The sequence below is a fragment of the Candidatus Eisenbacteria bacterium genome (genome assembly GCA_016867495.1).
Taxonomy (GTDB): Bacteria; Eisenbacteria; RBG-16-71-46; order CAIMUX01; family VGJL01; genus VGJL01.
Map to the genome: position 1 here is coordinate 1 of VGJL01000164.1, position 5825 is coordinate 5825.

Consider the following 5825-nt stretch of genomic DNA (forward strand, 5'->3'; position numbering starts at 1 on the left):
ATCTGGGCCAGCCTCGATCCGGGCTCGTGGCGCGTGCGGAAATAGCTGCGGACGCGCGGCGGCAGGCTCTTCGCCTTGCCGACATAGAGCACCTCGCCGGCGCTGTCGCGAAAGAGATAGACGCCCGGCCGCCGCGGCAGCATGCGCAGCCGCTCCTCCAGAAGCTTCATCCCTTCCTCCGCAGCCTCCCTCCGAGGATCGTCCAGAGGTCCCGCGGCTCCTCCGCGCCCATCGCCGTGAGCACGACGATATAGGCGAGGATTCCGCCGGTCCCCGCTGCCGCGAGACGGGGCGGGGCCGGGAGGGGGATCCAGCGGTCGCACGCGTAGGCTACGCAGCCGCCCAGGAGCGAAGCCGCCAGGAAACGTCCTGCCGCGGCGACGAGCCCCGCCGGCGGATCGAGCCCGAGATTCTTCCTGAGACCGCGAAAGAGAAGGACGACGTTCAGGAAGCTCGCAAGGGCGGTGGCCAGCGCAAGTCCGCCGAGCTGCAGAGGCCCCATGAGAACGAGGATGAGGGCGATGTTCGCGAACATGGCGGTGATGGAGCATCGAACAGGATAGCGCGTGTTCTGGTGAGCGTAGAACACGGGCACCAGGGACTTGACCGAGCCGTAGGCGCAGAGGCCGACCGAGTAGAACGAGAGAGCGACGGTGGTCATCCTGAGGGAGTCGCCCGTCCGGAACGCGCCCCGCTCGAAGAGGACGGTGAGGATCGGCCTGGCCAGCACGATGAGCAGCACGCTCGCAGGAACCAGGACGAGCCAGGTCAGACGAAGGCTGAATCCGAAGGTGTCGCGGAGCGCGTCCCTCTGGCCTGCCGCCGCCTGTCGGGAGAGAGCGGGAAGAACCGCTGTTCCCAGGGCCACGGCGAAGATCCCGAGCGGGAGCTGCATGACGCGCTGACCGTACTCGAGGGCCGCGACGCTTCCCGCCTCCAGGCTGGATGCCATCAGCGTGTCGACGAAAACGTTGATCTCAGCGGCGGCGATCCCGACGACCCCTGGAAGCATCAGCAGGGCCACTTGCCTGATGCCCGGATGACGAATCGCCCAACGCAGGCGCGGCCGGATCTTCCGCCGCAGGAGCGGCGGGAGTTGGATGCCGACCTGAAGACAGCCTCCTACAAGCACGGCCCCCGCAAGGCCGTAGATCTGACGCTCGGGCGTCACCCCGAGTCGGGGGCAGACGAAGAGCGCTCCGAGAATCATGGCCACATTCAGCAAGGCCGGCGAGAATGCGGGCGCGGAGAAGTGGCCGAGGCAGTTCAGCACGGCCATCATCAGGGTGGCCAGCGAGATCAGGAGGATGTAGGGAAAGAGAAACTGCGTGAGACGGACCGTGAGATCGATCTTCCCGGGGACCGATTCGAACCCCTGGACGATGAGCGGCACGACGAGCGGAGCCAGCAGGATCCCCAGGAGACTCACGGCCAGCAGGCAAAGGAGGAAGATCGTCGCGAAGGCGTGGAGGAAGTCCTCGAACTCCCCGCGGTCCTTCTCTTCGATGTAGCGGGCGAGGACCGGGACGAAAGCCGCGCTCAAGGCCCCCTCCGCGAAGAGGGCTCGCAGGAGGTTGGGCAGCCGAAAGGCGACTGTGAAGGCGTCGGCGGCGGGTCCGGTTCCGAAGAGCCAGGCCCGGCTCATGTCGCGCCCGAGCCCTAGTAGACGCGAGGCGAACGTTCCCAGACCGAGCTGAGCCGCGGAGCGGATGAGGCCTGTTCTGTGGCCGTGACCGGGGCTCCCCGGCGCAGCGGGCCGCGTCTGGTCGATGGTCGAGGTCTGCACCGTCTAAGCCTAACACCCTGGCGGGGGGGTGGACAGTCGCCGCGGGTCCTGATAGGAACTGGCCGGGGGAGGCCACTCCCCCGCCGCGGGAGACTCCGGCGGCCGACCCCGGGTCGCTCGCCCTGCGGGAACGCGGCCGGCCTGTCGGCTTCCTCTCCGCCGGGTTTCTCGACGGCGGAACGGGGCGGATCGCAAGCGACCCGCCCCGCCTTGCCCCCGAGATGACTCGAACATCCGACCTACGGTTTAGGAAACCGCCGCTCTATCCTGCTGAGCTACGGGGGCCCTTCAGCGACAGCTCGGAGAAGCGGCCGAATCCTCCGGCCCCTCTCCCTTACGCATCATACATCAGAATCGCGTGGACAGGCGCATCGGCGAGTTTCTCTCGGCCGCTCAGAAAAGCCAGTTCGGCGATGAATCCGTATCCCGCGATCGTCGCCCCGCACCTTCGAATCAGCCGCCCCGACGCGGCCGCCGTCCCGCCGGTGGCGAGCAGATCGTCGACGACGAGAACGCGATCGGATTCCCGAAGCGCATCGTCGTGAACCTGGAGGGTGGCCCGCCCGTACTCGAGATCGTAGTCCTCCGAGAGGCAGTGCGACGGCAGCTTGCCGGGCTTGCGCAGAAGCACCAGGGGGAGGCGGGTTCTGAGAGCGAGCGCCGCCCCTACGACGAAGCCTCTCGCCTCCACCGCGGCCAGGTGCGAGACCCCTTCGTCCGCGAATCGACTCCAGAGCGCATCGATCGCTTCTGCGACGAGATCGGGCTTCAGGAGGAGGGTCGTGACGTCCCGGAACATGATGCCCGGTTTCGGGAAGTCAGGCACATCCCGGATCGCCTCGCGTAGACGGTCCTCCAGGCCGCGTCCCATCCCTTCCCTCCGTCTACGTACCGGTGGATTGGTCGGGGCGAGAGGATTCGAACCTCCGACCCCCTAGTCCCGAACCAGGTGCGCTACCAGCTGCGCTACGCCCCGACCGAATCGAAATCACCTCCACAGACGCTAGCACCGGCGGCGAAGGATGACAAGCGCCGACTCGCGCTCAGCGCCTCCCCTGGCGGGAGAGGCCGGCTATGCCTCGCTCGGCTCCGGCCATCCCTCGCGCCCGACAAGCGGAACGAAGGCGCACAGGCAATCCTCCTGCTCGCTCAGGCCATCGGCCGTTCGCTCGAAGATCTTCAATATCTGGTTGCCGCCTCCGCCGACCGGGATGACCAGGCGGCCGCCCACGGCGAGCTGGTCAAGAAGGCTCTTCGGCGCGCGGGGGGCGCCCGCCGTGACCACGATCCCGTCGTAAGGGGCGAACTGACTCCACCCCATCGATCCGTCTCCCATCCGCTGGATCACGTTCGGGCATCCGAGGGCGGCCAGGGCATTCTGCGCGCGCTGCGCGAGAGCCGGGATGCGCTCCACGGTGAAGACCGTTCGCACGAGGCAGGAGAGGATCGCCGCCTGGTAGCCTGAGCCGGTGCCGATCTCGAGGATCCGGTCGTCCGGCTCGGGCCGGAGGGCCTCGGTCATCAGGGCGACCATGTAGGGTTGCGAGATCGTCTGTCCTTGCCCGATCGGCATGGCGAAGTCGCCGTACGCGCTTCCTCGCATGGCCGGCTCGACGAAGAGCTCGCGGCGCACGCGCAGGAAAGCTCCCAGGACTCTGACGTCCTTGATGCCGCGCGCGCGGAGTTGCTGCTCGACCATCCGCCGCCGCGCGGCCGCCGGATCCGGGATCTCCTCCCGTGACGTCATCCGATTCCGCCCTCTTCCGGAAGGCCCAAGTCCCTGAGGAGCGGGAGCGATTCGTGATCCGTGAGATCGAGGTGGATCGGAGTGATCGACACGAAGCCGTCGCGAAGCGCGTGGCGGTCCGTTCCATCCTGCGGCTCGTCGATGCTGTCTTCTACTCCGATCCAGTAGTAGGGGCGCCCTCTGGGGTCGGTCTTGCGGATCACCTGGCCGGAGTAGGTTCTCGTCCCGAGCCGCGTCATCCGATACCCTCTGATCTCCTCGATCGGCAGGTTCGGGACGTTGACGTTCAGGAGAGTTCCCGGAGGCATGCCGCGGGAGACGATCCTCTCAATCAGCGAGCGGGCGACGTTGCCCGCCGCATCGAAGGACCCGGGGCGCCAGTCGGCGAGCGAGATCGCCAACGACGGGCGACCGAGCATCAACCCTTCGATGGCGGCCGCGACCGTCCCGGAGTAGGAGACGTCCTCGCTCGCGTTTGCCCCATGGTTGATGCCGGAGACCACGAGGTCGATCTTCGCTTCCGAGAGCTCATGCATTCCCCTGCAGGCGAGCAGGACGCAATCGGTCGGCGTGCCGTCCACGACGAAGACGCGCTCCTCCAAGCGGCGCACTCGCAGGGGCCGGTGGAGCGTCAGCGCGTGGCTCGCCCCGCTCTGCTCCCGCTCGGGCGCCACGACCCAGACGTGGCCCAGGGCGGCGAGGAAACGGCGGAGGACGGCAAGCCCCTCGGCGAAGATGCCGTCGTCGTTCGTGATCAGGATGTCCATCTGGCTCTCGAGAATCCGGGGCTCGGGAAAGGGATGGTCGGGGCGACTGGATTTGAACCAGCGACCACTTGCCCCCCATGCAAGTGCGCTACCAGGCTGCGCTACGCCCCGACCGCATCTGCCGGCTCAGGCTGTGTCTGGAGCCTGATCCCCGCAAGGAAAGTATCGGCCGAGGCGGCGCGGAATGCAAGCTGTCCGTTGCGCGTCCGTCGCCCGTCTCGGATGCGGCGGGGCCGCCTAGCGCTGGGGCCGTCGCGCGGAGCTCAGGCGCGCGAGGATCTCGCTCAGCTCGCCGCGGATCTCCGCAAGCCCCTGCGCCCACGGATTGTCGGTGGAGATGACCGCCTGGATCGCCTCGGGGTCGCTCCTCCGCGAAAGCCGCAAGCGCTCCTGCGCGCCCCGGATCGTGAATCCCCTCTCGTAAAGAAGGGTCTTCACCTTCCGGAGCCGCTCGACCTCGCGGGCCGTGTACATGCGGCTGCCCGAGCGGCCCTTGCGCGGCCGGACGGTGGGGAACTGCGTCTCCCAATAACGGAGCACATGAGGCTTGAGGTCGAGCATCTCGGCGACCTCGGAGATCGAATAGTAGGTCTTGTCGCGCGACTCGGGCTCTTCCCCAGCCCCCTCTTCGAATTCGCTCATCACTCCTCCTCCATCCGCGGCGGCCGCTCCATCAGGCCGCGCAGGGCGTCCCGTGGATCTAGGCTCTCGAAGAGGACTCGGTGGACTTGCTCGGAGATCGGCATCTCGACGCCACGCTCCCGGGCCAGTCGGACGGCCGATCGGGTCGTCGGGACCCCCTCCGCGACCTGCGTCATGCCCGCCATCGCCTCGGCCACCGGCACCCCTCGGCCGATCTGCTCGCCCAGAGTCCTGTTGCGGCTCAACGGGGAGGAACAGGTCGTCACCAGGTCTCCGACCCCCGCAAGGCCGAGAAAGGTCTCCCGCCTGGCGTTCATCGCGACTCCCAGTCGAGTGATCTCCGCGAGGCCGCGAGTGACCAGGGCTCCCTTCGCATTCGCGCCAAGCTCCATGCCGTCGGCGATTCCCGCCGCCAGCGCGATGACGTTCTTGAGGGAGGTCCCGAGCTCCACGCCGATCGGATCGCCGCTCGTATAGACGCGGAAGTCGGGTCCATGGAAGGCGGCCCGCACCTTCTCCGCGAGGGTCGCGTCGCTCGAGGCGGAGAGGACCGTGGTGGGCTTTCCCGCCGCGACCTCTCTGGCCAGGCTCGGCCCGGCGAGGGTGACCGGCTGAACCTCGGGCCACAGATCGCGGAGGACCTCGCTCATCCGCATGCCCGTTCCCTCTTCCAGTCCCTTGGTGGCGATCGCCCAGACGGAGCCCTCGCGAAAGCGGTCCGGAATCAGGCGCGCAACCGAGCGGAGATGAATCGATGGAACAGCCATGACCGCCAAGCCGCTCCCTTCCAGAGCCTCGCCCATGTCATACACTACATGAAGATTCGAAGGAAACTGGAATCCTGGCAGAAAGATAGAGTTCTCGCCCGCTCTCTCGAGTTCCT

Annotated in this window: 6 protein-coding genes and 3 tRNA genes; all 9 read right to left on the bottom strand. The window is 67.5% G+C overall.

Annotated elements, in window-relative coordinates; all coding sequences use genetic code 11:
- Positions 1-166: 166 nt before the first annotated feature.
- Positions 167-1786 (bottom strand): murein biosynthesis integral membrane protein MurJ, encoded by a 1620-nt coding sequence (gene murJ / locus FJY88_11305; GenBank protein MBM3287921.1) that lies wholly within the window; start codon positions 1784-1786, stop codon positions 167-169.
- A gap of 211 nt (positions 1787-1997) precedes the next feature.
- A tRNA-Arg gene (locus FJY88_11310) sits at positions 1998-2071 on the bottom strand.
- Positions 2072-2120: 49 nt separating this feature from the next.
- Positions 2121-2657: an adenine phosphoribosyltransferase gene (locus FJY88_11315; protein ID MBM3287922.1), complete on the bottom strand. Its 537-nt coding sequence runs from the start codon at positions 2655-2657 to the stop codon at positions 2121-2123.
- Between the two features lie 29 nt (positions 2658-2686).
- A tRNA-Pro gene (locus FJY88_11320) sits at positions 2687-2762 on the bottom strand.
- Positions 2763-2858: 96 nt separating this feature from the next.
- Positions 2859-3533: a protein-L-isoaspartate(D-aspartate) O-methyltransferase gene (locus FJY88_11325; protein MBM3287923.1), complete on the bottom strand. Its 675-nt coding sequence runs from the start codon at positions 3531-3533 to the stop codon at positions 2859-2861.
- Positions 3530-4300 (bottom strand): 5'/3'-nucleotidase SurE, encoded by a 771-nt coding sequence (surE, locus tag FJY88_11330; GenBank protein ID MBM3287924.1) that lies wholly within the window; start codon positions 4298-4300, stop codon positions 3530-3532. The genes FJY88_11325 and surE overlap by 4 nt, the downstream gene beginning before the upstream one ends.
- A 34-nt stretch (positions 4301-4334) precedes the next feature.
- Positions 4335-4411, bottom strand: a tRNA-Pro gene (locus FJY88_11335).
- Positions 4412-4537: 126 nt separating this feature from the next.
- Positions 4538-4942, bottom strand: coding sequence for a MerR family transcriptional regulator (locus tag FJY88_11340; protein ID MBM3287925.1), 405 nt, complete (start codon positions 4940-4942; stop codon positions 4538-4540).
- The coding region (locus FJY88_11345) for an NAD(P)-dependent glycerol-3-phosphate dehydrogenase (GenBank protein MBM3287926.1) at positions 4942-5825 on the bottom strand (884 nt) is incomplete at its 5' end. The genes FJY88_11345 and FJY88_11340, both read right to left, overlap by 1 nt.

What these genes read in the sequence shown, in the direction of transcription:
- FJY88_11315 (MBM3287922.1), bottom strand. Translation starts at nt 2,657, where the DNA reads ATGGGACGCGGCCTGGAGGACCGTCTACGCGAGGCGATCCGGGATGTG.
- FJY88_11325 (MBM3287923.1), bottom strand. Translation starts at nt 3,533, where the DNA reads ATGACGTCACGGGAGGAGATCCCGGATCCGGCGGCCGCGCGGCGGCGG.
- surE (MBM3287924.1), bottom strand. Translation starts at nt 4,300, where the DNA reads ATGGACATCCTGATCACGAACGACGACGGCATCTTCGCCGAGGGGCTT.
- FJY88_11340 (MBM3287925.1), bottom strand. Translation starts at nt 4,942, where the DNA reads ATGAGCGAATTCGAAGAGGGGGCTGGGGAAGAGCCCGAGTCGCGCGAC.